This is a genomic window from Corallococcus exercitus, from assembly GCF_042231735.1.
Lineage (GTDB): Bacteria > Myxococcota > Myxococcia > Myxococcales > Myxococcaceae > Corallococcus > Corallococcus exercitus_B.
Genome location: NZ_CP102577.1, coordinates 1575116 through 1599840 on the forward strand (window position 1 = coordinate 1575116; position 24725 = coordinate 1599840).

Sequence of the window (24725 nt, forward strand, 5' to 3'; positions counted from 1 at the left end):
TCCCGGTGCGGGACCCGACCGGGAGGCATCACATGGCGTTCAATCTGATCGAGGCAGTCGGCTCACAGTTCATGCAGAAAGGATTGCTCCAGAAGATCAGCGGCTCGCTGGGCGAGGACCCGCAGGCGACCACCAAGGCGCTGCCGGGCGCCATCGCCGCCGTGGCCGCGGGCGTCGTGGATCAGGGCGGCAACGAGGCCGGCGCGCACCGCCTGCTGTCGAAGCTCAACGAGGGCGGCTTCACCGGACCCGACGCGCCCTCGCACCCCGGCGGCATGGGGGAAGGACTGCTCGACGAGGAGGAGCGCGGGAAGGGGATGCTGAGCGGCATCTTCGGCAACAAGCTGGGTGGCGTCACCGAGGGGCTCACGCGCTTCGGAGGGATGCGCAATGCCGGCTCGGCGACGCGGCTGTTGTCCCTGGCCGCGCCCATGCTGATGGGCGTCCTGGGCAGGCAGGTGCGCGACCAGCGCATGGGGTCATCCGGGCTGATGCAGCTGCTCAACGGCCAGCGCAACAACATCGCCGCCGCGCTGCCGGCGGGACTGGGCGGCGTCCTGGGCTTCGGAGGTGGGCGCCACGCGGTCGCGGAGGTCATCGAACCCCACCGCGAGGTGTCGCAGGTCCGTGAGGCAGGCCCCGTGCGAGAGGCCCATACCGTGCGGGAGGGCTCGCCACGGCAGACCTACAACCGTCCGCCGGAGCAAAAGAAGAGCATCGCCGGCTGGGCCATTCCGCTGGCCCTGCTCGCCCTGGTCGTGCTCGCGTGGGGTGCCTTGCGAGGACGCAGGGATGAGCGCGCCCGCGCTCCTCAGGTGACCCGCACCACCCAGCCACCCGAGCAGAACCGCGCCGCGCAGCCCGCGCCGGCCGTGCAGCCGGCTCCGCCCGCGACGGGCGGCTCTGGCTCGGTGGACAATGAAGGCACCGGCGGCTCCGGAATGCAGCCGAGCGGAAGCGCCAACGTGGCGCAGGACGCGGGCACCGGCGGCTCCGGTGCCGTGGGCAGCGAGAGCCCCAGCATGGCGCAGGACGCGGGCACCGGCGGCTCCGGCGCCGTGGAGGACGAGGGCACCGGTGGCTCCAGCATGGCGGCGGACGCGGGCACCGGCGGCTCCGGCGATGTGGAGAAGCAGAGCGCGGGCGCCGCGAGCGCTGGGGCGCAGGCGGGCGAGGGCACCGGCGGCTCCGGCCAGGAGAAGCTGCGCGTGAGCGACCCCAGCAGCCTGCGTGAGGCCATCGACGGCCCGGGCGCGGCGCAGGGCTTCGTGCTGGAGGGCGTGGAGTTCCGCACGGGCTCGTCGCAAATCTCATCGAAGAGCAAGCGCATGGTGGACGAGCTGGGCAACGTGCTGAAGGAGAAGACCGACACGCGCGTGCGCATCAAGGGCTTCACGGACTCCACCGGCAACGCGGACGCCAACCGCCAGCTGTCGGAGACCCGCGCGGAGAGCGTCCGCCGCGAGCTGGTGCGCGACGGCATTCCGCAGGAGCGCATTGAAGTCAGTGGCGAGGGTGACGCGGATCCCATCGCCTCCAACGACACCCCTCAGGGCCGCGTGCAGAACCGCCGCATCGAGGTGCAGGTGCTCGGTCAGTGATCCCCCGGGCACGCGGTCCCGGCGGCGTCCGGCCCCCACACAAGGGCCGGGCGCCGCTGTCTACGTCACGGCGGACGGCTCCGGCCGGTGCAGCGGTTCGCCCAGCAGCTCCGCCAGGTCGAACGCGTCCAGCAGCGCATGGCCCTTCAAATCATTGTTGAAGAAGACCCAGGCCGTCCGCCCCGCGTCGCGCCAGGCCGTCAGATCCTCCGCCACCCGCCGGAGCACGCGTCGCCCATAGCGGCCCTCGTAGCGCAGGTGCGCGCCGTGGAAGCGCAGGTAGCGGAAGCCGCCGGTGGGGTGGGGCACCGGCACGTCCACGAGGTCGTGCTCGCACACCGCCGCGCCGTACGCCTCCAGCACCGCGAGCACCTCCGGGTGGTACCAGGCCGCCTGCCGGAACTCGAAGACGTGCTGCACGCCGCCCGGCAGGTGGGCGAGGAAGCGCTCCAGCCGCTCCGGATCCGGCTTCGTCATGCCGGGCGGCAGCTGCCAGAGGATGGGCCCCAGCCGGCTGCCCAGCCGCAAGACGCGTGAGAAGAAGTGCTCCACGCCCTCGCCCACCTCCGTGAGGCGCTTGAGGTGCGTGAGGAAGCGGCTGCCCTTGCACGCGAAGAGAAAGCCCGGCGGCACCTGTTCGCGCCAGCCGTCCACGGCGGCCTCCGTGGGCAGGCGGTAGAACGTGGCGTTGAGCTCCACGGTGGAGAACACGCGCGCGTAGTAGGGGAGCCAGCGGCGGGCCGGCAGCCCGTCCGGATAGAAGAGCCCCTTCCAGTGCTTGTAGACGTACCCGCTGGTCCCCAAATGGATGGCCGCCATGGGCTGGAGGATGGGCATGCCCGCCCCACGTGGCCGCGCCCTGTCCACCGCGTTACACCTCCCGGAAGTTCTCCTCCAGGCTGGCCCGCGCTAACGCCTCGCGTCAGGGCTTCACGCTTGACCCTGCTTTCACCCACCCTCTAGAAGGCCCGCGACCCATGGCGACTCCCGACCGGTTCCCCCTCCCACAGGTCTCTGAAAGCACCCGTAAACCCGAGTGGTTGAAGGTGCGCCTGCCGCATGGCGAGGGCTATGAGCGGGTGAAGGCCATCGTGAAGCGCGTGGGGCTGGCCACGGTGTGCGAGGAGGCCCGCTGCCCGAACATCGCCGAGTGCTGGGGCGGAGGCACCGCCACGGTGATGCTGATGGGCGAGGTGTGCACGCGCGCCTGCCGCTTCTGCCACGTGAAGGTCGGGGCGCCCCCGCCGCTGGACCCGATGGAGCCCATCCATCTGGCGCAGGCGGTGAAGGAGATGAACCTCGAGTACATCGTCGTCACGTCGGTGAACCGCGACGACCGTCCGGACGGGGGCGCCAGCCACTTCGCGTCCGCCATCCGGGAGCTGCGCAAGGAGAGCCCGCGCACGCTCGTGGAGGTCCTCATCCCGGACTTCAAGGGCAAGGAAGAGGACCTGGCCACGGTGGCGGAGGCGAAGCCGCACGTGGTGGCGCACAACGTGGAGACGGTGGAGCGGCTGACGCCGACGGTGCGCGACCGCCGCGCCACGTACCGCCAGTCCCTGCGCGTGCTGGAGTACCTCAAGAACCGCCCGGAGAAGGTCTACACCAAGACGTCCGTCATGGTGGGCCTGGGCGAGACGGACGCGGAGCTGGAGCGCACGTTCAAGGACCTGCGCGACGTGGGCGTGGACGTGCTCACGCTGGGCCAGTACCTGCAGCCGTCGCAGTACCACCTGCGCGTGGAGCGCTTCGTGACGCCCGCGCAGTTCGAAGCCTACAAGACGCTGGCGGAGTCCTACGGATTCCTCTACGTGGCCTCCGGGCCGCTCGTGCGCTCCAGCTACCGCGCCGCCGAATTCTTCATGAAGGGCCTGATGGAGCGCGAGCGCGTCGAGCGACTCGGCTGACCGGACGCACCCCTTCCCCAACCCAGAGAGAGACACTCCCGCTCATGGCGACTTTCGAATTCAAGCTCCCGGATCTCGGCGAAGGCGTGGCGGAGGGCGAGCTCGTCAAGTGGCACGTCAAGGAGGGCGACCTGGTGAAGGAAGACCAGGTGCTCTGCGAGGTGATGACGGACAAGGCCACGGTCACCGTGCCCACCCCCCACGCCGGCCGCGTCGTGAAGACGCACGGCCGTGAGGGCGACATGGCGAAGGTGCACCAGCTGCTGGTGACGCTGGAGATGGAGGGGAGCGCTCCCGCGGCGGAGGCCCCCGCCCATGGCGCCCCGGCGTCGCACGGCGCTCCGGCTTCGAGCCCCGCGCAGGCGGCGGTGGCCGCGGCGCCGGCCTCGGCCACGAAGGTGCTGGCCACGCCCGTCACGCGCCGCATGGCGCGCGAGCACGGCCTGGACCTGGCGGAGATCTCCGGCTCGGGGCCGCAGGGCCGCGTGACGAAGGCGGACGTGGTGGCGGCGCTGGAGGGTGGCAGCGGCGCGCCCAAGAAGAACGAGGTCGCGGCTCCCGCGCCCCAGGCCGCGCGTCCGGCGGCGGCGCCGGTGTCCTCGGGCAAGGGCGACGAGCGCATCGCGCTGCGCGGGCTGCGCAAGAAGATCGCCGAGAAGATGGTGCGCTCGAAGTTCACGATGCCGCACTTCGCGTTCGTGGAGGAGGTGGACGCCACGGACCTGGTCGCGCTGCGCACGCGGCTCAACAGCCAGCTGGCGGCGGCCGGCGACGGCACGAAGCTGACCTACCTGCCGTTCATCGTGAAGGCGACCATCGCGGCGATGAAGAAGTTCCCGCACCTCAACGCGAACTTCGACGAGTCGACGCAGGAGCTGGTGGTGCGCGGCGAGTACAACATCGGCATCGCGGTGGCCACGCCGGACGGCCTCACGGTGGCGGTGGTGAAGAACGCGGATCAGCTCACGCTGGGCGAGCTGGCGAAGGAGATCTCCCGCCTGAGCGTCGCGGCGCGCGACCGCAAGCTGAAGATGGAGGAGCTGACGGGCGGCACCTTCACCATCACCTCGTTGGGGCAGAGCGGCGGCCTGTTCGCCACGCCCATCCTGAACCACCCCGAGGTGGGCATCCTGGGCGTTCACAAGCTGAAGAAGCGCCCGGCGGTGAAGAACGACCAAGTGGTCGTCCGGGACATGATGAACCTGTCGCTGTCCTGCGACCACCGCGTCATCGACGGCGACGTCGCGGCGAGCTTCGTGTACGAGATCATCAAGTACCTGGAGGCGCCGGACCTGCTGTTCCTCGCGATGGCGTGAGGACACGCGTCGCGGGGCTCGCCCGACCGCTCCTGCTCCGGGGGGCGGCCGGGACGCGGGGGACTTCCGGAACAGCAACGCTGAAGGCGGGCATCCGCGATGGCCGACAATCCCCGTGAGTTGATCCGCGCCGCGCAGACCGCCGAGCTCCAGGGAGACCGCGCGCGAGCGGCGGAGTGCCTGGAGCAGGCCGCCGCCCTCTACCAGCGCTCCGGGCACACCTCGCGCGCCTCGCAGCTGTTGCGGCAGGCGCGCCAGCTGAAGGCCCGCGCCCCGGACGTGAGCCCCGCCTTCACCGCGGCGATGACGGGGGGCAAGGACGCGATGGCCTTCCGCGCGGTGGGCTGGAGCGACACGGTGTCCGCCGCCTTCAACGACAAGGCCGACGCCGGGGTGCACACGCTGGAGGAGCCCACCGTGACCGGTGGCGCGGCGCTTCCCTCCGAGCCCGGCCTGCCCAGGCTCGCCGGAAGGATCGCCGCCGTCGGAGCCCCGTCCCCGGCCGAAGCCGCCACCCTGCATGACGGGCCTTCCGCCACGAGTACGGCCGAGGCAGACGGCCCGCGCGTGGAGAGCGAGCCCCCCGCCTCTGGAGATCAAGGCGACGTCGTCGTCCCGGGTGGCCTGCTCCTTCCTCCCGAGGAGGACGAGCTCATCCCCGCCACCGGCCTGCTGCGTGCTTCGGGCGCGGAGGACGTCGTCGTCCCCGGGGGGCTCCTGCGTCCACCGGACGAGGACACCTCTCCCGTGCACGCCGAACCGGCCCGGGGCCGCCGACGCGAGAAGCGCATCATCGAGCGGGGACCCACCCGTGCGGATCCCGCGCTGGACGCATGGTGCTCGTTCTGCTGCCGGCCCCGGGGAGAAGTGGGCGACCTGGTGGCGGGCCCGGCCGGTGCGTTCATCTGCAAGGGCTGCCTGGGCGAATCCCAGGGCCTCCTGGGCGACGTCGTCCCTCCGCCCCCCGTGCGCAAGCCCGTCGTGGAGGAGCCGCGCACGGGGACCGTGGAGATGGTGGGCCACGACGAGGTGAAGACCCTGCTGGAGCGCACGCTCCAGGCGGGCGCGCGCTGCCTGCTGCTCGTGGGCCCGGAGGGCTGCGGCAAGAGCCTCTTCTTCCAGTCGCTCCAGCGGCGTGGCCAGGGCGTGCTCACGACCGTGGAGGCGCTGGAGTCCACGCCGGGCACGGAGCCGCTCCTCGTGGAGGACGTGGACCGCCTGGAGTCCGGCGGGCAGGCCGTGCTGGCCGCGTTCCTCTCCAGCCACCGGGAGCGCGCGGTGGTGATGAGCGCTCGCGGCGCCGTGTCGTCCCTGGGCCTGTGGGTGCGAGGGGAGGGCGGCAGCCTGCCCGTGCCCACCACCGCGGGCATGATTGAAGCGGTGCAGGGCCTTGTGCCGGTGTCCCTGCTGGAGCGCGTGCAGGTGCTGCTCCCGGTGCGCCGCCCCACGGTGCCGGAATTGGTCGAGGTGGCCCGCCGCTCCCTGGCCCTGCGCCAGCCGGCCGTCACCCTGTCGGAAGAAGTCCTGGGCGCGTTCGCCGCCGAAGCGGTCCGCTCCCCGCGCGCGGGGCATGAGCTCCAGGCGCTCCTGTCACGCGTCTACGCGGGCAGCTGGAGCCTGGAGGCGGCGCAGACGCCCGCCGCGCCATCCCACAACCCTCGAGGGGGGCGAAAGGGATCACCATGAACACGCTCACCGTCTTCCGCCTGGGCCGGGTGGAGTACGAGGACGGACTGAAGCTGATGCACCTGTTCGGCGAGGCCCGCCTGCAGGGACTCATTGGCGACGCGCTGCTGCTGCTGGAGCACCCGCCCGTCCTCACGCTGGGCCGCGCCGCGAAGCGCGGGAACATCACCGCCACCGACGCGCGCCTCGCGGAAGAGGGCGTGGAGGTGTTCGACACCAACCGGGGCGGCGACGTCACCTACCACGGCCCCGGGCAGGTGGTGGGCTACCCCATCCTCCTGCTGCCAGAGGACCGCCGCGACGTGCGCCGCTACGTGCGCGACGTGGAGCGTGGCCTCATCCAGACGCTCGCGGGCTTCGGCCTCACGGCGGGCGCCATCCCCAAGTGGCCGGGCGTGTGGCTGGGGCACGAGGGCTCACCGGACGCGCGGAAGATTGGCGCCATTGGCGTGCACCTGTCGCGCTGGCTCACCACGCACGGCTTCGCGCTCAACGTGAACACGAACCTGGAGCACTTCCAGCTCATCGTCCCGTGCGGCATCCGCGAGGCGGGCGTCACGTCCATGCAGCGCGAGCTGGGCCACCCCGTGCCCGTCCCGGACGTGGAGGAGGCGCTCGCCCGCGAGTTCACCCAGGTCTTCGATGCACGCCGCGTGGACGGCACGGTGGACCTGCGCACGGTGAGCGTCGCGGTGGTGCACGGCCGCGGCCCGGAAGCGCGCGTGCTGCTCTTGCGCCGGACGCCGGAGCGCGGCGGCTTCTGGCAGACGGTGACGGGGCGCCTGGAGCCGGGCGAGTCCCCGGCGGAGGCCGCCCGCCGCGAGGTGGCGGAGGAGACGGGCCTCCAGCTCCCCGTCGTGGACCTGGCCTATCGCCACGCGTTCGCGCTGGGGGAGGCGCTGCCGCCCCGGCTGGTGGAGGAGCACGGCTTCGCGGTGCACGCCGCGCCGGACACCCAGGTGCGCCTGGGCGCGGAGCACGACGCCTTCGAGTGGGTGGACGTGCCCACCGCCCTCGCGCGGCTGCCCTTCCGGGGCCTGCGCGAGACGGTGACCCGGGCGCTCGACGCGCCCGGGCCGTGACAGCCGCTACAGCTCGATGACCATCGCTTCCTTCGCGGCGATGGTCGCCTTGCGGTGCTTGCGCACCTCGCGCAGCAGCTTGTCCATGCTCGCGTCGTCGCGGCCCGGGTCGTGGTGGAAGAGCACCAGCTGCTTCACCTCGCTGGCGTCCGCCGCGCGCACCGCCGCCTCCCAGGTGGAGTGGCCCCAGCCCGTGCGGGCCGGCCCGGTGCGGCCGCGGTACTCGTCCTCCGTGTACATGGAGTCGTAGATGAGCGCGTCCGCGCCGCGCGCGAAGTCGAACAGCTTCGCGTCCAACGCGGTGCCGTGCTCCACGTCCGTCGCGTACACCAGCGAGCGCCCGCCGAAGTCCACGCGGTAGCCCACGTTGCCGCCCGGGTGGTTCAGCTCCAGCGTGCGCACCGTGGCCTTGCCCACCGGGATGTCCTCGCCCACCACCACGTCCCGGTACGCCAGGCGCGTGCGGAACACGTCCTCCGCCGTCACCGGGAAGTACGGGTGCACCATCTGCCCGGCCAGAATCTGCTTGAGCGACTTGCCGTCCCGAGGCGACCCGTACAGCGTCACGTCGTTCGCCGGAGAGAACATCGGCGAGAAGAACGGCAGGCCCTGCAGGTGGTCGTAGTGGTAGTGCGAGATGAAGATGGACGCCTTGACGGGCTTTCGCGTCGCCACCAGCGCATCCCCCAGGCCGCGCGCTCCGGAGCCCAGGTCGAAGATGAGCAGCTCATCCCCGCAGCGGACCTCCACGCACGGCGTGTTGCCGCCGTAGCGCTTCGTCGCGGGGCCGGGCGCGGGGATGGAGCCGCGCACCCCCCAGAAGCGCACCTCGAAGCGCGCGGTGCTCCGCCGGGCCGGGCGCTCAGCCGGCCTTGGCTTCGGTGTCGTCGTCCTCCGCGAAGAGCTCAATCAGGTGCCCCGTACGCTCGCGCTTCGTCTTCAAATAGTCGACGTTATGCGGATTGTGCTCGGTCCGGGAAGGGATTCGGCGCCGGACCGCCACGCCTTCCTCCACCAGCCCGGCGATCTTCAGCGGGTTGTTGGTGATCAGGTCCACCGACCGCACGTCCAGCGACCGCAGCATTTCCGCAGCGATGTCGTACGAGCGCAAGTCGTCCGCGAAGCCGAGCTGCCGGTTGGCCTCGTAGGTGTCCAGCCCCTTGGACTGCAGGGCGTAGGCCTTGATCTTGTTGCCCAGGCCGATGCCCCGGCCCTCCTGGCGCAGGTACAGCACCACGCCCAGCCCGTTCTGGGCCACGAAGTCCAGCGCCCGGTCCAGCTGCTCGCGGCAGTCGCACTTGAGGCTGCCGAAGACCTCGCTCGTGAGGCACTCGGAGTGGATGCGCACCGGCACCCCCTCCAGCCCCTTGGGCTCGCCCACCACCAGCGCCACGTGCTCGCGCCCGTTGCGCTTGTCGCGGAAGACGATGGTCTTCAGCACCCCGCGGGCCGTGGGCACGTCCGCCTCCGAGTACCGCTCCAGGTGCTGGGTCGGCTTGCGGGTCGGCAGGACCTGGGGTGAGCGCGTGTCGGACATGGTAGGTCGTCTCCCAGTAGGGGGCCGTTACTTCTCGCCCCCTCGGATGCAAGTCAAGGTGACACCCGGAGGGGTGTGGTGAAACCCGCCTGTTTGGATGCGGCGGGCGTGGACTGCGTTGCTCAAGCGACCCACGAGAGGGGAATCAGCTCCACATGGGAGCCATCAGTCAAGCTGCTGGAGTCGCGGGGGAAGTGAAGCAGATGTGTGGCCGCAGAGGCTGAACGCAGGGCCCCCGACGTCTGAGTCCCCAGCGGTTTCGCCCACAGCTCGCCCGCCCGCCAGGTGGCCGTGACACGCACGAAGTGGGCAAGCCCCGGGGCCTTGGACAGGCGTCCCTCCAGGCGGCCGGCGACGCGCGGGGGCTCCACGTCCTCCAGCCCCTGGAGCCGGCGCAGGGCGGGGCGCACGAAGAGCTCGAACGTCACCAGGGACGACGTGGGGTTGCCGGGCAGACCCAGGAACAGGGTGCGCCCCCGCTGGCCCACCACCAGCGGCTTGCCGGGCTTGATGGCCACGCGCCAGAAGCGCTGCTCGACGCCCAGGGCCTCCAGGGCGTCCTTCACGAAGTCGTGGTCGCCCACGGAGACGCCGGCGCTGGTGAGGACCACGTCGAAGCCCTCCACGCGCGCCAGGGCCTCCTGGACGGCCTCCCGCGTGTCCCGGGCGATGCCCAGGAGCGTGGGCACGCCGCCCGCGCGCCGCACCGCCAGGGCCAGCGCGGGGGCGTTGACGTCCACGATGCCGTCGCCGGGGGGCTCGTCCACCCGGCACAGCTCGTCGCCGGTGGACAGCACCGCCACGCGCGGCCGGCGGGGCACCGGCACCGTGCCCTGGCCCTGCGCCCACACCAGGCCCAGCTCCGGGATGCCCAGCGGGGTGCCGCGCCGCAGCAGCACGTCGCCTTCCTTGGCGTCCTCGCCCCGGGGGCGGATGAAGTTCCCCGGCCCCACGGCCTCCAGAACCTCCACCGCGTCCGGTGCGTCCGGGACGGCGCGGGTGCGCTCGCGCATCACCACCGCGTCCGCGCCCGGGGGCAGGGGGGCGCCGGTCATGATCCGCGCGCAGGTGCCAGGGACGACCTGCCGGGTGGGGCGCCTGCCGGCGAACACCGTCTCTCCCACGGTGAGGCGCACGGGCAGGGGGCCCGCCAGGTCCCGGGCGCGCACCGCGTAGCCGTCCATGGCGGAGTTGTCCCAGGGGGGCAGGGTGCGGCGGGCGTGGAGGTCCTCGGCCAGCGCGCGGCCCAGGGCGTCGTCCCCGGGCACCCACTCGGTGGCCAGCGGCGTGCACAGCCCGAGGATCCGCGCGCGGGCCTCCTCCACCGGCAGCAATGCGGGGGCGTCACTCATGCTGTTTTCCCACCCAAAGTCCGTGGGAAAATCAAGTGTTAGTTTGACAGCCCAGCTGATCATCGTTACAAGCAATCGTGATCGCGAGGCTCGCGTCCAACAGCAGGGGCGTCCCGCCAACCCGTTGATAGCACACGGGAAATTTCCAAGGAGACAGCGTCGATGGCCAAGCCCAAGTCCGGGGCGAAGAAGCCGACTCCCGCTGCAAAAGCCGGTGCGAAGCCTACCGCGAAGAAGGACAACGCGGCCCGCCTGGATCTGATCAGGAACGCCTCGAAGAAGGTGGCGACGGCCGCGACGAAGGTCGTCAAGGCGGTGGCGGAAGGGGCGAAGGGAAAGGTCGCGGCGGCGAAGAAGGCGGTCGCGGAGAAGGTGGAGAAGGCCCCCGCGTCCGCCAAGAAGGCGGCGGGCAAGGCGGCTCCCCCGGCGCCTCCCGCGAAGGCTGGCAAGGCCGCGCCCGCCGCGAAGGCTGCGGCCCCCGCGCCCGCCGCCGCTGGCAAGAAGGGCGCTGGCAAGGCGGGGGGCAAGGCCCCGTCGGCCGTCCCCGCTGGCCCCCCCGTGGAGAAGCCGCGCCCGCGCGCGACGAAGCTTCCCCCCGTGGGCGAGCCGCTCACGAAGCGTGAGATGGAGCAGCTGCTCACGGCCGGCGAGGGCCGCGGCGTGATGGGGGAGGGCAGCCTCAAGGGCCGCCTCATCCTCAGCGGCGAGATGCCCCACCTGGTCGTCGTGGGCCGCGACAAGCGCGAGCTGACGTTCCTGTTGCAGGGACCGGATCAGGAAGTGCTGCCGGCCTACGTGGACCACAAGGTCTCCGTGAGCGGGCTCATCAAGAAGACGACCAACCACAGCGGCGTGGTGGAGGTGCGCAAGTACTCCGCCAAGAAGCCGGAGGTGGAAGAGGTCGCGCCGCCGCCCTCGGACTCGGAGCCGAAGCTGCGCTACCTGTCGCCCGGCGAGGTCTCCATGGCCATCGCCGCGGGCATGGGCGCCGGCATCAAGGGCTTCGCCAGCATCCGGGGCAACCTGGAGATGATGGGCGAGGACTTCGTGCTCGTCGTCTCCAACGGCGGTACGCGCCAGCAGGTGTCCTTCGCCATCGAGGGCAAGGCGGCCGTGAAGAGCCTGCGCAAGCACGTGGGGCAGACGCTCCAGGTGACGGGCGTGGTGGACAAGACGTCCGGCTGGGGCGGCCGCATCACCGCGGAGACGGTGGAGCCGCGTCCGTCCGAGGCCCGCTCGGTGTCGCGCGACGAGATGGAGCTGGTCCACATCGAGGGCGAGGTGCCCACGTCCGTGGACGTGAAGCTCAACCACGGCCTCACCGTGCGCCTGCAGGAGCAGCCCGGCGCCACCTGGGCCATCGAGCCCACGCTGGCCAAGCGCGTGGGCCTGCGCGAGGCCAACTTCGAGCCGGGTCCCAACGGCAGCCCGGCCACCCGCGAGTTCTTCTTCACGCCGCGCAACCCGGGCAGCTTCGAAGTGGAGTTCTTCCTCGCCAAGGCGTTCACGCCGGGCGTGGTGGAGCGCTCCTTCAAGATCAACGTCACCGTCAAGCCCTGAGGGCTTGTGCGCACGGGCCCTCCCTGGACCGCAAGGTCTCCTGGGGAGGGCGAATGGGGGCCGGGGGGTTCCCGCCCGCACCCTTCGGGCTTACCCGTTCCCTCAGCGGCCTTGCCGCATCCCCACCGTGAGCATCTCCCAAGACCATATCCGACAGTTGCTGGCCGAAGCCGACCACTCCCTGGGCTTGAAGGAGCTCCTTCGCCTCGGAGGGCTGAACCCCGGCCAGCAGACCGAACTCAAGCGCGCCCTGCGTGAGCTGGTGCGCGCGGGCGTCATCGTCAAGGACGGCAAGCGCTTCCGGCTGGAAGGCCCGCGCACGCCCCGGGCGCCCGACGCCGGCTTCGAGCCCCGCCGCGAGCCGTCCGCGCCTCCCTTCAAGAAGCGGGGCCCCTCCCCGGGCAGCGGGCGCGAGGAGCGCCGGGGCGGCTTCCGGGACGACCGTCCGGGTGCCCGCGGCGGCGGCGACTTCCGGCGCTCGCTCCAGCGCGGCTTCCGGGACGACCGCTTCGAGGAGTCCGGGCAGCCCGAGGTGGAGGGCATCCTCCACATGCACCGGGACGGCTTCGGCTTCGTGCACCCCGTATCGGGCGAGGGCGAGAACATCTTCCTGCCGCCCGGCGAGGCGCAGCGGGCGCTCGACAACGACCGCGTCCTCGTGGAGGTGGCGGGCCGGCCGGGCCGCTTCGAGGGCCGGCTGGTGCGCGTGCTCAACCGGCGGCGCGAGCTGGCGGTGGGCACGTACGTGGCGCAGGGCCGGCACTCGCTGGTCATGACCACGGACACGAACCTCCCGGGCCCCATCCGCGTGCCAGCGACGCAGATGGCGCGCGACGGCGACCTGGTGAAGGTGCGGCTGGGCGTGGGCGCGGATTTGTTGGAGCCCGGGCAGGGGCTGTTCGGTGAGGTGGCCGGCTCGCTGGGCCGGCCGGGCGACCCGAGCGCGGAGGTGCTGGGCTCGGCCTTCGCCCATGGCTTCTCCGACGAGTTCCCGCCGGAGGTGATGGACGAAGCGGACGCGTTCGCGGTGAAGGTGACCGAGGCCGAGGCCACGGAGGGCAACCGCCGAGACCTGCGCTCGCTGCCGCTCATCACCATCGACGGCGAGGACGCGCGCGACTTCGACGACGCGGTCTACGCGGAGCCCCAGGCCGGGGGCTGGCGGCTGGTGGTGGCCATCGCGGACGTGTCGCACTACGTGAAGGAGCGCACCGCGCTGGACGCGGAGGCGCTCAACCGCGCGACGTCGGTGTACCTGCCGGACCGCGTGCTGCCCATGCTGCCGGAGCGGCTGTCCAACGGCATCTGTTCGCTGCGTCCGGACGAGGACCGGCTGTGCATGGTGGCGGACATGACGTTCGACCGTCACGGCCAGCGGCGCTCGCACGAGCTGTACCCGGCGGTGATGCGCAGCACGGCGCGCTGCACGTACAACGAGGTGCAGGACGTCCTGGACGGCAAGGACGTGCCGCACCGCAACTTCCTCAAGCCCCAGTTCGAGCAGCTGATGGCGCTGGCGCGCGCGCTGATGGGCATGCGCAAGGCGCGAGGCGCCATCGACTTCGACGTGCCCGAGCACAAGGTGGTGCTGGGCGAGGACGGCATCCCGCTGCGCATGGAGAAGCGCGAGCGCAAGGACAGCCACCGGCTCATCGAGGAGTGCATGCTGGCCGCCAACGAGGCGGTGGCGACGTACTTCCAGGACGAGGGCCTGCCCACGGTGTACCGGTTCCACGGCGAGCCGGATCCGCAGAAGCTGGCCGCGTTCGCGGTGCTGGCGGAGGCGTACGGCTTCCACCTGAACGTGGAAGACGGCGTGTCGTCCAAGGATCTGGACGCGTTCATCACGCAGCTGGAGGGACACCCGGAGCAGCGGGCCCTGAACCAGCTCTTGCTGCGCTCCATGATGCAGGCCGTCTACACGTCGACGCGCGTGGGGCACTACGGCCTGGCGGCGGAGAACTACCTTCACTTCACGTCGCCCATCCGGCGGTATCCGGACCTGCTGGTGCACCGCATCCTGAAGTCGGTGTGGGCGCGCAAGGGCAAGCGGCCCTCGGAATCGCAGCTGGAGCGCGAGGAGTCGCGCCTGGAGGGCATGGCGCAGCAGTGCTCGGAGCGCGAGCGCGCGGCCATGACGGTGGAGCGCGAGGTGGTGGCGTTCTACGCGGCCCTGATGATGAAGGACCGCGTGGGCGAGGAGTTCGACGCGACGGTGGCGGGCATCGCGGAGTTCGGCTTCTTCGTGGAGCTGGACGAGGTCCACGTCGAGGGCCTGGTGAAGGCGGAGACGCTGGGACCGGGCTCCAAGCTGGACAAGCGCACGCACGCGCTCGTGTATTCGAACGGCCGGCGCGTGCGCGTGGGGCAGAAGCTGCGCGTGCGGCTGCTGTCCGCGAACACGACGTCGCGGAAGATCGACTTCGAGGCGCTCCAGTTCGAGGACGAGGCCCCGCTCCCGAGTGCCACCGGAGCGCGGCCGACGATGCGCCGCCGCGAGTACGTGAACGAAGCGCCGGGCCGTCACGCCGGGGCCCGGCACGAGCGCCCGGGCCGGCCCGGACGCCCCGAGCGGGAGACCGCGAAGCCGGGCCGCACGCCGTGGCGGAAGCCCGTGGCGGGAGTGGCCTCCGACGCGGAGCAGTGGAGGTCGCTCGCGGAGGCGGAGCAGACGCCGTTCGGCGTGAAGCCGTGGGAGCCGCCCACGGCCGAGGACGTCGCGTCGGAGGACGCCGCGGCGCTCTCCGGGTACGGCGGTGAAGCCTCGGGGGAAGAGGCGGCCCGGCCGCGTCCGCGCGGACGGTTCAGCCGGGAAGGGCGCCGCGAGGAGGCCGCGCCCGCGCGTGCCACCTCCCGTTTCCTGAAGGCCCGTGCGGAAGAGGCCCCCGCGACGAAGGCGGAGCCGGCCACCCAGGCCAAGGGCAAGCGCAAGGTCATCCGTCCCGCGCTGCCCCCGTCCGACGAAGGCGTCGGGTCCGAAACCTCCGAGGCGCTGTCCGGAGCGGACCGCTTTGGCGACGAGGCTCCGCGCAAGGCCAAGGGCCCCCGCGAGACCTGGGACGCGGAGCGCTCGGATGACGAGGCCGGTCGGCGTCCGAAGGTGCCTCGCGAGGACTTCACGCCTGCGTTCGACGCGGACGACAGCGCTCCGGCCGCTTCACCGCACCCGGGCTTCGACCGGATCCGCGCGCTGGCCGCGCAGCGGGGCCAGCTCTCCACGGGGGCGGCTCCGGGCCGCGCGGGCGCGTCCAAGAAGGTCCGCAAGGCGGCCGCGGGCGCGAGTGCCCGGGCGAAGCCCTCGAAGAAGGCCGCGCCGGGGAAGAAGGCCGGCGGGTCGAAGGGCGCGGGCAAGAAGCCGGGGCGCGGAGCCCCGGGCAAGCGCAAGCGCTGAACGCGGGGCCGGACCTTCTGGCCTCGCAGCCATTCCATTCAAGGAGGCCGTGTGGGTGCTGTGCGAATCGTGGGGTTGATGCTGGCGGTGGCGGGCGGGGTGCTGCTGTTCACCGGACTCAAGGCGCGCGACTCGCTCACCGAACGCGCCACCGAGCTCATCACCGGCCGCAACACCGAGCAGACCACGCTGTACGTCGCGGGCGGCGGCGCCGCGCTCGTGGGCGGCATCCTGCTGGCCCTCTTCGGGGGAGGACGAGGCCGGCGTTAGGCCCCGTCCCCACCACCCGGACTACTTGTTCGAAGCCTGCGCGGCCTTGGCGCGCTTGGTCGCCTCGCCGAACTGCTTGGTGGCCTCATTGGCCTGGGCCGTCAGCTCCTCGATGCGCTTGGCGTGCGCGGCGGCGCTGGCCTTGGCGGCGGCGACGCGCTCGGCGGCCTGGGGATCCACGACGGCCTTCTTGCCCTTCTCCGGCTTGGGCGGCGTGGCGGCCTCGATGGCCTCCTGCTCCGCGGCCTGCTGCAGCGCCTTCTCGTGCTCGATGTACTTGAACATCACGATGCGCTTGTTGAGGTACGTGTTGGCCGAGTCCGGGTTGATCGCGATGACCTGGTCATACGTCTTCAGCGCGAGGTCCAGCTCCGCGGGGACGGCGGGCGCGGACATGGAGCGGGCGCCACCGCGCTGCGAGTGCACCTCCGCGATCCAGCTGAGCGCGTCGGTGTCCTTCGGGTTGATCTTCAGGCACTCCTGGAAGTACTGCTCCGCCTTCTCCAGCGGGCCGTTCTTCGCGTACATCGCCGCGACGTTGCGGTAGGCCTCGGCCTTGTCCTGGGGCGTCTTCGCGAACTCCACCAGCTTCAGCGCGGCCTGCGCGGCCTCGTCCGTCTTGCCCGCCTGCATGAGCGCGAAGGCCTTCTTCTCCCAGACCTTCTCCTGGGTCGGGTCGATCTTCAGCGACTCGTCCAACTCCTTCACCGCCTCCGCGTAGTTCTTGTCGGCGAGGAAGTTGGTGCCCTTGATCCGGTGCTCCTTGGCCTTCTCCGCCTTCTCGTCGGTGCAGCCGAAGGACCCGCCCAGGGTCAGCATCCCCAGCATCAAACCCACGCTACCCAGCCGCTTCATGCTCAAAGCCTTTCGTGAAGTTCCAGGGGCACGTCCCAGGCGGGGGCCCCGCGTGGCGCGGAATATACCCGAACTCGCTTCGTGAACCCCCCGTCCTGAAGGCCCGGTCCCCCTTCGGGCGGCCCCGTCCGGCGGGGGCGTCAGGAGCGGGAGCGCGCGACCAGGGAGACGAGCAGGGGCGCGCCCAGGGCGGCTGTCACCACTCCCACGGGCAATTCACGCCACGGGAGGATCGCCCGCGCCGACGCATCGCACAACGCGAGGAACGCGGCTCCCACCACCACGGAGCCGGGCAGGAGCACGCGGCGGCTCACTCCCAGCGTGCGGCGCACGAGGTGCGGGACGATGAGCTCCACGAAGGCGATGGGGCCGCACCACGCGACGCAGGCGGCCACCCCCAGCGCCCCCAGGCCGATGGCCACCGTGCGCACGCGACGGACGGGGACGCCCTGGGACTCCGCGTGTTCCTCGCCGGCGATGAACACCTCCAGCGCGCGGGTGAGGGCGAGCAGGCCCACGACCGTGACGGCCGCGAACGGGGTGAGGAGCAGCACGCCCGAGTAGCCCACCTGCGGCAGGTGCCCCAGGGACCAGCGCAGGGCGGCCGTCAGCTCCGCGGAGTCCGCGGTGAACTGCAAGCCGGTGGAGAGGGCGCCCGCCGCCATGGAGCAGGCGATGCCGGCGAGCACCACGTCGTTCATCCGCACGCGGCGGCCCGCGGCGATGGCGGCCACCACCAGGCTGACGCCCATCGCCCCCACGAAGGCCGCGGCGGTGATGAGCGGCAGGCCGCCCGGAGCGAGCCGGGCCCCCAGGATGATGGCCACCAGCGCGCCCAGGGTGGCTCCCGCGGTGGTGCCCACGGTGCTGGGCGCGGCCAACGGATTTGCGAAGAGGGACTGGTACACGGCGCCCACCAGCGACAGCGTGCCGCCCACCAGCATCGCCATCAGCGTGCGGGGCACGCGCAGCTGCCAGAAGACGAAGTCCGCCGAGTCGGGAGAGAACCCCGGGCCGATGAACGGCGCCGCCGCGCACGCGGCCAGGCAGACGGCCAGCAGGATCCAGCCCTTCACGGGGTGCCTCCGCTCCGGGGCAGTCCCACGAAGACGCGGTGGCCGTCCACGGACGTCGCGAGCATGCGCACGCCGAACAGCTCGCCCAGCTGTTCTCCCAGGTCGGGGGCGTCGTGAGGCAGCTCGAACGCCACGCGGCCCTGGAACAGGCCCACGACGCGGGGCGCGCGCGTGCCCGGAGCGCGGGCATGGGTGAGCACGTTGACGTCGTGGGTGACGCAGAGGATGCCGCGTCCCGCGCGCCAGAGGTGGCCCATGCGCGTGTACAGCTCCAGCTGGTGCGCGGGGTCCAGGAAGTTGGCGGGCTCGTCCAGCAGCACCAGCGGGGTCTCCTGCGCGAGCAGCCCCGCGACCGCCACGCGCTGGCGCTCGCCGCCGGACAGCTCCGTGATGGGCCGCAGGGCGAAGGACGCGGCGCCCACCTCCGCGAGCGCCTTGTGCGCCGCCGTCTCGGAGGCGCGGCGGGACTCGGGGAAGCGGTAGCGCGCGGAGACGACCTGCTCCAGCGCGGTGATGGGCTCCGCCGCCTCCAGCCGCTGGGGCAGCCACGCGAGCCGCGCCGCGCGCTCCCGGGGGGCGAGCGCCGACACATCCTGTCCGTCCACGAGCGCGTGGCCCGCGTCCGGCCGCAGCAGGCCGAGCGCCACGCGCAGCAGCGTGGACTTGCCCGCGCCGTTGGGCCCGACGATGGCGACGAAGTCTCCAGGGGCCACGCGCAGGGACACGCCGTCCAGCAGCGTCCGTCCCCGCGCCCGCACCGTCACCGCGTCCAGCGTGAGTCCGGCCGTCATCGCGCGGAGGGCAGGGTGCCCAGGGCGGCGCGAAGCCGCTCGACGACGTCGAGGATGGCGGGCCCGGTGGACTGCACGTCGGAGCCGATGACCAGCCGCACCCGGTCCTCCCGCGCCGCGCGCAGGGCGGTGAGCTGCTTCCACGGGGCCAGGACCTGGGCCTGCTGTCCCGCGTCCAGGGCCGGCACGTTGACGAGCACCAGCACCGCGTCCGGATCCAGCGCGATGACCCCTTCCAGCGACAGGTTGGGGGGCCCGGTGCGCTCGTCGGAGACCGCGTTGCGCGCGCCCGCGGCCTCCAGCGCGGCGCCGTGCAGCGACGCGCGCTTCATGTACCAGACCTCCGACAGCGTGCCCGCGACGTCGCCCAGCACCAGCAGCACGCGGGGCGCATCCTTCGGCGCGGGGCGGGACAGCGTGCGGTCCAGCTTCTCCGCGAGCGCGGTGGCCTGCGGCTCGCGCCCGCTCAGGCGCCCCAGCTCCTTCACACTGTCCACCACCTCCTGGAGTGATGTCCAAGGCAGCACCTTCAGCGGCGCGAGCGCGGAGAGCGCCTCCGCCGGGGCCTGCTTCACCTGCTGGTCCACGAGCAGCGTCGGCTTGAGCTTCGCGATGGCCTCGAAGTTGGGCGCGAACGTGGTGCCCACCCTGGGCAGGGCAGGGGTGCCCTCGGGCAGGGCGGTGTAGTCGGACACGCCCACGACCTGCGCGCCCGCACCCAGGGCGAACAGCGTCTCCGTGACGGAGGGCGACAGGGAGACGATCCGCCGCGCCTGGGACTCCGGGGCAGGTGGCGCCGGACGCTGGCAGCCCGCCGCGAGCGCGAGCACCACGCACAGCAGGGAGGGGAGGCGGAAGAGACTCATGGGCGGCTGACTTCTAGCACGCGGGTCGCGGGAAGCGGCGCTTGGGTTTCGCTTGGGGGGCGCGCATATCCTGGGAGCTCCTCACAGGGGGAATACCCGGACATGGCCTGGATGAATTGGTCTTCGCGCGCGCTCTGCGCCGCGGCGTTGCTTTGCACTTCCTCGGCCCTTGCCGCGTCGCCGTTCGCGGAAGGGATGATCTCCATCACGTTGGATGACGGCTGGAGCACGCAGTACACGCTGGCGAGGCCGGCGCTGAAGTCGCGGGGCATCCCCGCCACGTACTACCTGGTCACCGACGCCATTGCCCAGGGCTGGGGCGGCTACATGAGCCTCGCGCAGGTGCAGACGCTCAAGGCGGAGGGCAACGAGATCGCCAGCCACACGCGCACGCACGCGGACCTCACCGCGCTGACGCCCGCGCAGCTGACGTCGGAGCTGCACGACTCGCGCGCGTGGTTGCAGGCGAACGTGGGGGCGGCGTGCGGCAAGGACTTCGCGTCACCCTACGGCGCGTACAACGCGACGGTGATGACGGCGCTGAAGGCGGAGTACGCGAGCCACCGGACCATCAACGCGGGCCGCAACTACCGCGACACGGTCATCTACGAGCTGCGCGCCAACGACGTGTCGAGCGCGGTGACGGTGGCGCAGGTGAAGGGGTGGATCAACCAGGCCATCGCGGAGAAGAGCTGGCTCATCATCCTCTTCCACGAGTTCACCAGCGGCACGCCCACGCGGGAGACGCAGTACAAGACGACGAACTTCACCAGCATCCTCAACTACGTGCAGTCCACGGGCATCCGCACCGTGACGGTGGAGCAGGGGCTGGCGCTGACGGACGGCCTCACGGAGGCGCCGCCCTCCGTGGGCACGGTCATCTACGACGACGCGATGGGCAGCGGCTTCCAGGACTGGAGCTGGGCGACGCACGACCTGGACCAGGCCGTCACGGTGCACTCCGGGTCCACGGCGGTGGGCTTCGAGCCGGACTACTGGGAGGCGCTGATGTTCCACCACACGGGCCTGGATCTGTCGCTGTACCAGTCCATCGACCTCTGGGTGCACGGAGGCACGGCGGGCGGGCAGCAGGTGCGGCTGGCGCTCTACAACGGCGGCACGCCGCTGGGCAGCATCAGCCTGGAGGCGGCGCTGGGGCACCCCATCGCGGCGGGCACCTGGCAGAAGGTCTCCATCCCGCTGAGCACCCTGGGCGCGACGTCCGGCACGGTGGATGACTTCTACCTGATGGACGAGTCGGGGTCGGATCAGGGCACGGTGTACGTGGACGACTTCGTGCTCGTGCCGTAGTGAGCCGCGGTGCTGTACCCGCGCGCGCCGGTGCCTGCTCCGGCGCGCGCGAGGGGCGCAGGGGCCTACAGCTTGATCAGCTCCACGTCATCCATGTGGATGAAGTTGGAGCCGTTGTGGGCCGGCGACTTGCTGTGCAGGCCGAACTCCAGGTAGCCGTTGGAGACGTTGATGGCGGGCGTCTCCACCAGCGTGTAGTTGCCGTAGGTGCCCAGGTTGGTGATGGCCGGAGCGCAGCCGCCGCAGTTCTTCACCTGGAAGCGCGCGAAGTCGAACGTGCCTCCCTTGCGGAACCAGGCGCGCAGCTTGTAGTTGCCCGCCGCCAGGCCGGACTTCGTCTGGTACGTCCACGCCTCGTAGGCCGCCGCCGACGTCCAGTGCGTCAGGTGGAAGCTGCCCGAGTGACCGCCGTTGTACGTCTCCGAGAACGCCGCCGCCGCCGTGCCGTTCGGGCTCCAGGTGTTCCAGCCCGTCATGCCGCTCTCGAAGCCCGGGTTGGTCAGCGTCAGCGGCTGCGTGCCGCCCGGCTGGTACCAGCGCACCCACTCCACCTCCATCGTCTTCCGCGCGCCCCAGGCCAGGTCGACGGAGGCCGGTGCCGGGTTCCCGTACCAGACGCCTCCCAGCGCCAGGTTCAGGATGAGGTAGTGGTTCTGCTGGAACTCGGACTCGTTGTGGTTGAACGTCAACGTGGACACGAAGTCCTTGTCCAGGCGGAACACCATGGTGTTCGCGGTCCACTCCACTTCATACGTGTGGAAGTCCTGCGACAGGTCCACGCCGCGGCTCGCGCCCGTGCCCCAGTCCGCGTTGCCGCCGTTGTGCCAGTGCGTCGCGGACTTCATCCACGTGGGCTCCGTGGACTTCCACTCCAGGATGTCGATCTCCCCCGCGGCCGGCCAGCCCGCGCTCTGGATGTTCGAGCCCAGCGTCCAGAACGCCGGCCACATGCCGTAGCCCGGCGGAATCTTGATGCTCGCGACAATCTTCCCGTAGCGCCCCTCCACCTTGCCCTTGGTGTGGATGCGGCCGGAATAGAACGACCGGTACTGCCCCGGGCAGCGCGAGTCCGTGGGGTTGTCCGCCGTGCGCTCCGCCGAGATGATCAGCTTGCCGTTGGCCACCGCCACGTTCTGCGCGCGCGGGAACTCCAGCTCCCCCGTGCCGAAGTTGCAGTTGTTGGTCACCGGATCCCAGTTGCTCGTCAGCACGTTCCACGCGCCCGTGTTCAGCGACGTGCCCGTGAAGTCGTCTTGCCACGACAGCGACCAGCCCGCGCCGGGGTCATATGCGCGCTCGCCCTGCTGCGTCTGGCCGTAGCCTTCCGCCTCCACCGGGGCGGCGGCTTCCGGCTCCGGGGAACAGCCGGAGAGGGTGGTCAGGAGTCCTGCGGCGACGAGGCCTGCTCGAAAGGGGCGGTGCATGAATGCTCCGGGGAAGGGAGAGCATTCATATTTGCCGGTTTTGACACGTCTTGCCAGGAAGTCTCGGAGCGGTTCAGCCGAGCCACTGCGGGTTCTGGACGGTCCCGTCGAAGTGGTGGCTCGTCTTGTACTTCTCGAAGGCGCCGTCCCTGGCCGCGTCCTTCGTCCTGGCGAGCAGCGCCTGGACGTCCTTCTCGCTCAAGGGCTTGAAGGTGCGCGCGGCGGTGAGGGCCTGCCGCAGGCGCTCCTGCGAGTCGATGCCGGTGATGACGACGCTGACGGGCAGGGACAGGTTGTAGCGGAGGCAGTCGGGCGCGGTGACGGTCTTGCTGTCGAGGATGAACGGGTCGCCCATGCTCTTCATGGCGAGCACGCCGATGCCATCCTTCACGAGCACGGGCAGCACGCGCTTCTCGAAGCTGTTGAAGTGGGCGTCCATCACGTTGAGGGGTAGCTGCACGGTGTCGAAGCGGAAGCCGTGCTGCTTCGCCGTCTCCAGCATCTTCAGGTGGATGTCCGGGGACTTGTGGCCGGTGAAGCCCAGGAAGCGCGCCTTGCCGGCCTTCTGCGCGTCCTTCATCGCCTCGATGGCGCCGCCTTCGGCGAAGGCTCTGTCCGGATCATTGTCGCGGATGACCTCGTGGAGCTGGAGCAGGTCCACGTGGTCCGTCTGGAGGCGCTGGAGGGATTCGTCGATCTGCTTCGCGGCGGTCTTCTTGTCGCGGCCGTCGATCTTCGTCATCAGGAAGGCCCTGGCGCGGTAGCCGTCGCGCAGCGCCTTGCCCATGCGCTCCTCGCTCTTGCCGTCGTTGTAGTCCCAGCAGTTGTCCAGGAAGTTGATGCCCTGATCCAACGCGCCCCGGATGAGCGCGATGCTCTCCGACTCGTCCTTCTGCTTGCCGATGTGGAAGCCCCCGAGCCCCACGCAGGACACCTCCTGGCCGGTGCGGCCCAGCTTGCGGCGGGGCACGGAGGGCGCGTTCTTCGCCTTCGCGGGCGACGCCCCGAGCACGGGCGGAGCGACCATCAGCGACAGCGTCGCGGCGAGGAATTCCTTCCGGGTCATGTCAGGGCGTCCTTCCAGAGGAGCAGGTGGCGTCTGGGAGGCCGACGTTGGGACCCCTCGGGGCCGGGGACAACGGGCGCGCGGGCTGAATGTGCAGGAGCCACCGCTGCGCGGTGGGTGTGCAGGGCGGGCGGGTGCCGCATAATCGACACCCGCATGCGCATCCCCCTCCTTGTGCGGCGCGTGGGTCCGCTCCTCGCGCTGATCCTCCTGGCCGCGTGCCGCATTGAATCCGCCGCGCCGTCGGGAGGCGCCGCCGTGGCGCAGACCTCCAGCCCATCCGGCGAGGTGTGGGTCTACACGTCGATGTACCGGCACGTGCTGGATGCGCTGGAGCCGTTGCTGAAGGAGCGGCTGCCCGGCGTTCAGGTGCACTGGTACCAGGCGGGCAGCGAGAAGGTGGCCAGCCGACTGGAGGCGGAGCGGGCCGCGGGCGCGGTGCGCGCGGACGTGCTGATGGCGTCGGATCCGTTCCTCTACGAGCGGCTGGCGCGTGACGGTGCGTTCCTGCGCTACGCCTCCGTGAACGCGCTGCGCATCCCCCGCACGCTGCTGGACCTGGACGCGAGGTACGCGGCGGTGCGGCTGTCCACGATGGTGCTGGTGCACCGCGTGGGCGCTGGCGAGGCGCCCAAGTCGTTCGCGGCGCTGGTGGACGGAAGCTGGAAGGGCAGGGCGGCCATCGGGGATCCGCTCACGTCGGGCACCGCGTTCACGTGGGCGGTGTTCCTGCACGCGAAGCGCGGCGAGGCGTACTTCGCGGGGCTGAGGGAGAGGGGCGCGGTGGTGGCGGGAGGCAACGCGGCGGTGCTCCAGAAGGTGGAGAGCGGCGAGGTGGACGCGGGCGTGCTGCTCCTGGAGAACGCGCTGGCGGCGAAGGCGAAGGGCAGCCCCATCGAGGTCGTCTGGCCGGAGGACGGCGCGGTGGTCATCCCCGGCCCGGTGGGACTGTTCGCATCGACTCGCAACCCGGTGGCGGCGAAGGCCCTGGTGGACGTGCTGCTGTCTCCGGAGGGCCAGCGCATCATCGTGGAGAAGGGGGACATGCACGCGGTGGATCCACGCCTGAGCGGCCCCCGTGGAGAGGCCGGGGTGGAAGGGCTGCTGGGTCGCGCGCAGGCGTGGACTCCGGAGCTGCTGGAGCAGGGCCTGCTGCACGGTGGCGACATCAAGGAAGCCTTCAGCCGGGCCTTCGCACGATGAGCCAAGAATGCATCCCCCATGCCGCCGAGACCTTCCTCGGAACCCTGGACCGCCGGGCGCCCCCCTCCCGCCCGACGCAATTGTCCAAACCTGTCCGACTGTCGGACAGGTTTCCACGGCCCGGGTGGAGCGGAGGCCCTTCAGCCACGGGTACGGTCAGCGGGAGTTCGTCAGCGCGAGGGGCCCGGCGCGGCGGTCCAAACCTGTCCGACAGTCGGACAGGTTTTCGTGGCCCGGAGGGGGACGGCACCCTCCCAGCCATGGCAGGCGATGAGGTCGGTCCAATGAGGACCGGCAGCGGAAGTTCGTCAGCGCGGGTGGCTCGGCGCGGCGGTCCAAACCTGTCCGACAGTCGGACAGGTTTTTGCGGCCCGGCGGGGATGGCGGCCCTCCAGCCATGGCGGGCGATGAGGCCGGGCCAATGAGGACCG

General features: G+C 71.4%; 20 protein-coding genes. 10 read left to right on the forward strand and 10 right to left on the reverse strand.

Annotated elements, in window-relative coordinates; translation table 11 throughout:
* The first annotated feature begins 32 nt into the window (after positions 1 to 32).
* On the forward strand, positions 33 to 1601 hold the full coding sequence (locus NR792_RS05870; RefSeq protein ID WP_375759080.1) for an OmpA family protein: 1569 nt from the start codon (positions 33 to 35) through the stop codon (positions 1599 to 1601).
* Between the two features lie 60 nt (positions 1602 to 1661).
* Here NR792_RS05870 and NR792_RS05875 read toward each other — a convergent pair whose 3' ends face one another.
* Entirely contained in the window at positions 1662 to 2438 is a 777-nt protein-coding gene (locus tag NR792_RS05875; protein WP_375759081.1) for a DUF72 domain-containing protein, read from the reverse strand.
* A gap of 140 nt (positions 2439 to 2578) precedes the next feature.
* Here NR792_RS05875 and lipA point away from each other — a divergent pair, with 140 nt between their 5' ends.
* From lipA to lipB, 4 genes are all read left to right on the forward strand, one after another.
* The gene (lipA, locus tag NR792_RS05880) at positions 2579 to 3508 is read left to right on the forward strand and encodes a lipoyl synthase (protein WP_338263657.1); all 930 of its coding nucleotides are present in this window, start codon (positions 2579 to 2581) and stop codon (positions 3506 to 3508) included.
* A gap of 44 nt (positions 3509 to 3552) precedes the next feature.
* Positions 3553 to 4824, forward strand: coding sequence for a dihydrolipoamide acetyltransferase family protein (locus tag NR792_RS05885; RefSeq protein ID WP_375759082.1), 1272 nt, complete (start codon positions 3553 to 3555; stop codon positions 4822 to 4824).
* A 99-nt stretch (positions 4825 to 4923) separates the two neighbouring features.
* Positions 4924 to 6510, forward strand: coding sequence for a ClpX C4-type zinc finger protein (locus NR792_RS05890; protein ID WP_375759083.1), 1587 nt, complete (start codon positions 4924 to 4926; stop codon positions 6508 to 6510).
* A complete protein-coding gene (gene lipB, locus NR792_RS05895) occupies positions 6507 to 7592 on the forward strand; it encodes a lipoyl(octanoyl) transferase LipB (protein WP_375759084.1) in 1086 nt (361 codons plus the stop codon). Before NR792_RS05890 ends, lipB begins: the two co-directional genes overlap by 4 nt.
* Positions 7593 to 7598: 6 nt before the next feature.
* On the opposite strand, the gene NR792_RS05900 is transcribed toward lipB, so the two are convergent.
* The 3 genes from NR792_RS05900 to glp form a co-directional block, all read right to left on the reverse strand.
* Positions 7599 to 8420 (reverse strand): MBL fold metallo-hydrolase, encoded by an 822-nt coding sequence (locus NR792_RS05900; protein WP_375761575.1) that lies wholly within the window; start codon positions 8418 to 8420, stop codon positions 7599 to 7601.
* A 34-nt stretch (positions 8421 to 8454) separates the two neighbouring features.
* Positions 8455 to 9129: a GTP cyclohydrolase II gene (gene ribA / locus NR792_RS05905; protein WP_207056594.1), complete on the reverse strand. Its 675-nt coding sequence runs from the start codon at positions 9127 to 9129 to the stop codon at positions 8455 to 8457.
* Positions 9130 to 9251: 122 nt separating this feature from the next.
* Positions 9252 to 10481 carry a gephyrin-like molybdotransferase Glp gene (gene glp / locus NR792_RS05910; protein ID WP_375759085.1) on the reverse strand — a complete coding sequence of 410 codons (1230 nt, stop codon included), beginning with the start codon at positions 10479 to 10481 and terminating at the stop codon, positions 9252 to 9254.
* Positions 10482 to 10643: 162 nt separating this feature from the next.
* On the opposite strand from glp, the gene NR792_RS05915 reads away from it, so the two are divergent.
* From NR792_RS05915 to NR792_RS05925, 3 genes are all read left to right on the forward strand, one after another.
* Positions 10644 to 12041, forward strand: coding sequence for a protease inhibitor I42 family protein (locus NR792_RS05915; protein ID WP_375759086.1), 1398 nt, complete (start codon positions 10644 to 10646; stop codon positions 12039 to 12041).
* Between the two features lie 127 nt (positions 12042 to 12168).
* Positions 12169 to 15432, forward strand: coding sequence for a ribonuclease R (gene rnr / locus NR792_RS05920; protein ID WP_375759087.1), 3264 nt, complete (start codon positions 12169 to 12171; stop codon positions 15430 to 15432).
* Between the two features lie 51 nt (positions 15433 to 15483).
* Positions 15484 to 15702 (forward strand): DUF3185 family protein, encoded by a 219-nt coding sequence (locus tag NR792_RS05925; protein WP_171415907.1) that lies wholly within the window; start codon positions 15484 to 15486, stop codon positions 15700 to 15702.
* A gap of 21 nt (positions 15703 to 15723) precedes the next feature.
* Here NR792_RS05925 and NR792_RS05930 read toward each other — a convergent pair whose 3' ends face one another.
* The 4 genes from NR792_RS05930 to NR792_RS05945 form a co-directional block, all read right to left on the reverse strand.
* Complete coding sequence (locus tag NR792_RS05930) at positions 15724 to 16557, reverse strand: tetratricopeptide repeat protein (protein ID WP_375759088.1); 834 nt, start codon at positions 16555 to 16557, stop codon at positions 15724 to 15726.
* A gap of 140 nt (positions 16558 to 16697) precedes the next feature.
* Entirely contained in the window at positions 16698 to 17633 is a 936-nt protein-coding gene (locus NR792_RS05935) for a FecCD family ABC transporter permease (RefSeq protein ID WP_375759089.1), read from the reverse strand.
* On the reverse strand, positions 17630 to 18424 hold the full coding sequence (locus tag NR792_RS05940) for an ABC transporter ATP-binding protein (protein WP_375759090.1): 795 nt from the start codon (positions 18422 to 18424) through the stop codon (positions 17630 to 17632). Before NR792_RS05940 ends, NR792_RS05935 begins: the two co-directional genes overlap by 4 nt.
* A complete protein-coding gene (locus NR792_RS05945) occupies positions 18421 to 19290 on the reverse strand; it encodes an ABC transporter substrate-binding protein (protein WP_375759091.1) in 870 nt (289 codons plus the stop codon). Before NR792_RS05945 ends, NR792_RS05940 begins: the two co-directional genes overlap by 4 nt.
* A 195-nt stretch (positions 19291 to 19485) precedes the next feature.
* Between NR792_RS05945 and NR792_RS05950 the strand changes: the two genes are divergently transcribed.
* Entirely contained in the window at positions 19486 to 20601 is a 1116-nt protein-coding gene (locus tag NR792_RS05950; RefSeq protein ID WP_375759092.1) for a polysaccharide deacetylase family protein, read from the forward strand.
* A gap of 65 nt (positions 20602 to 20666) precedes the next feature.
* On the opposite strand, the gene NR792_RS05955 is transcribed toward NR792_RS05950, so the two are convergent.
* Both NR792_RS05955 and NR792_RS05960 read right to left on the reverse strand, forming a co-directional pair.
* Positions 20667 to 22025, reverse strand: coding sequence for a family 16 glycosylhydrolase (locus tag NR792_RS05955; RefSeq protein ID WP_375759093.1), 1359 nt, complete (start codon positions 22023 to 22025; stop codon positions 20667 to 20669).
* A gap of 73 nt (positions 22026 to 22098) precedes the next feature.
* Positions 22099 to 23091: an aldo/keto reductase gene (locus NR792_RS05960; RefSeq protein WP_375759094.1), complete on the reverse strand. Its 993-nt coding sequence runs from the start codon at positions 23089 to 23091 to the stop codon at positions 22099 to 22101.
* Positions 23092 to 23247: 156 nt separating this feature from the next.
* Between NR792_RS05960 and NR792_RS05965 the strand changes: the two genes are divergently transcribed.
* Complete coding sequence (locus NR792_RS05965) at positions 23248 to 24294, forward strand: ABC transporter substrate-binding protein (protein ID WP_375759095.1); 1047 nt, start codon at positions 23248 to 23250, stop codon at positions 24292 to 24294.
* Positions 24295 to 24725 lie beyond the last annotated feature (431 nt).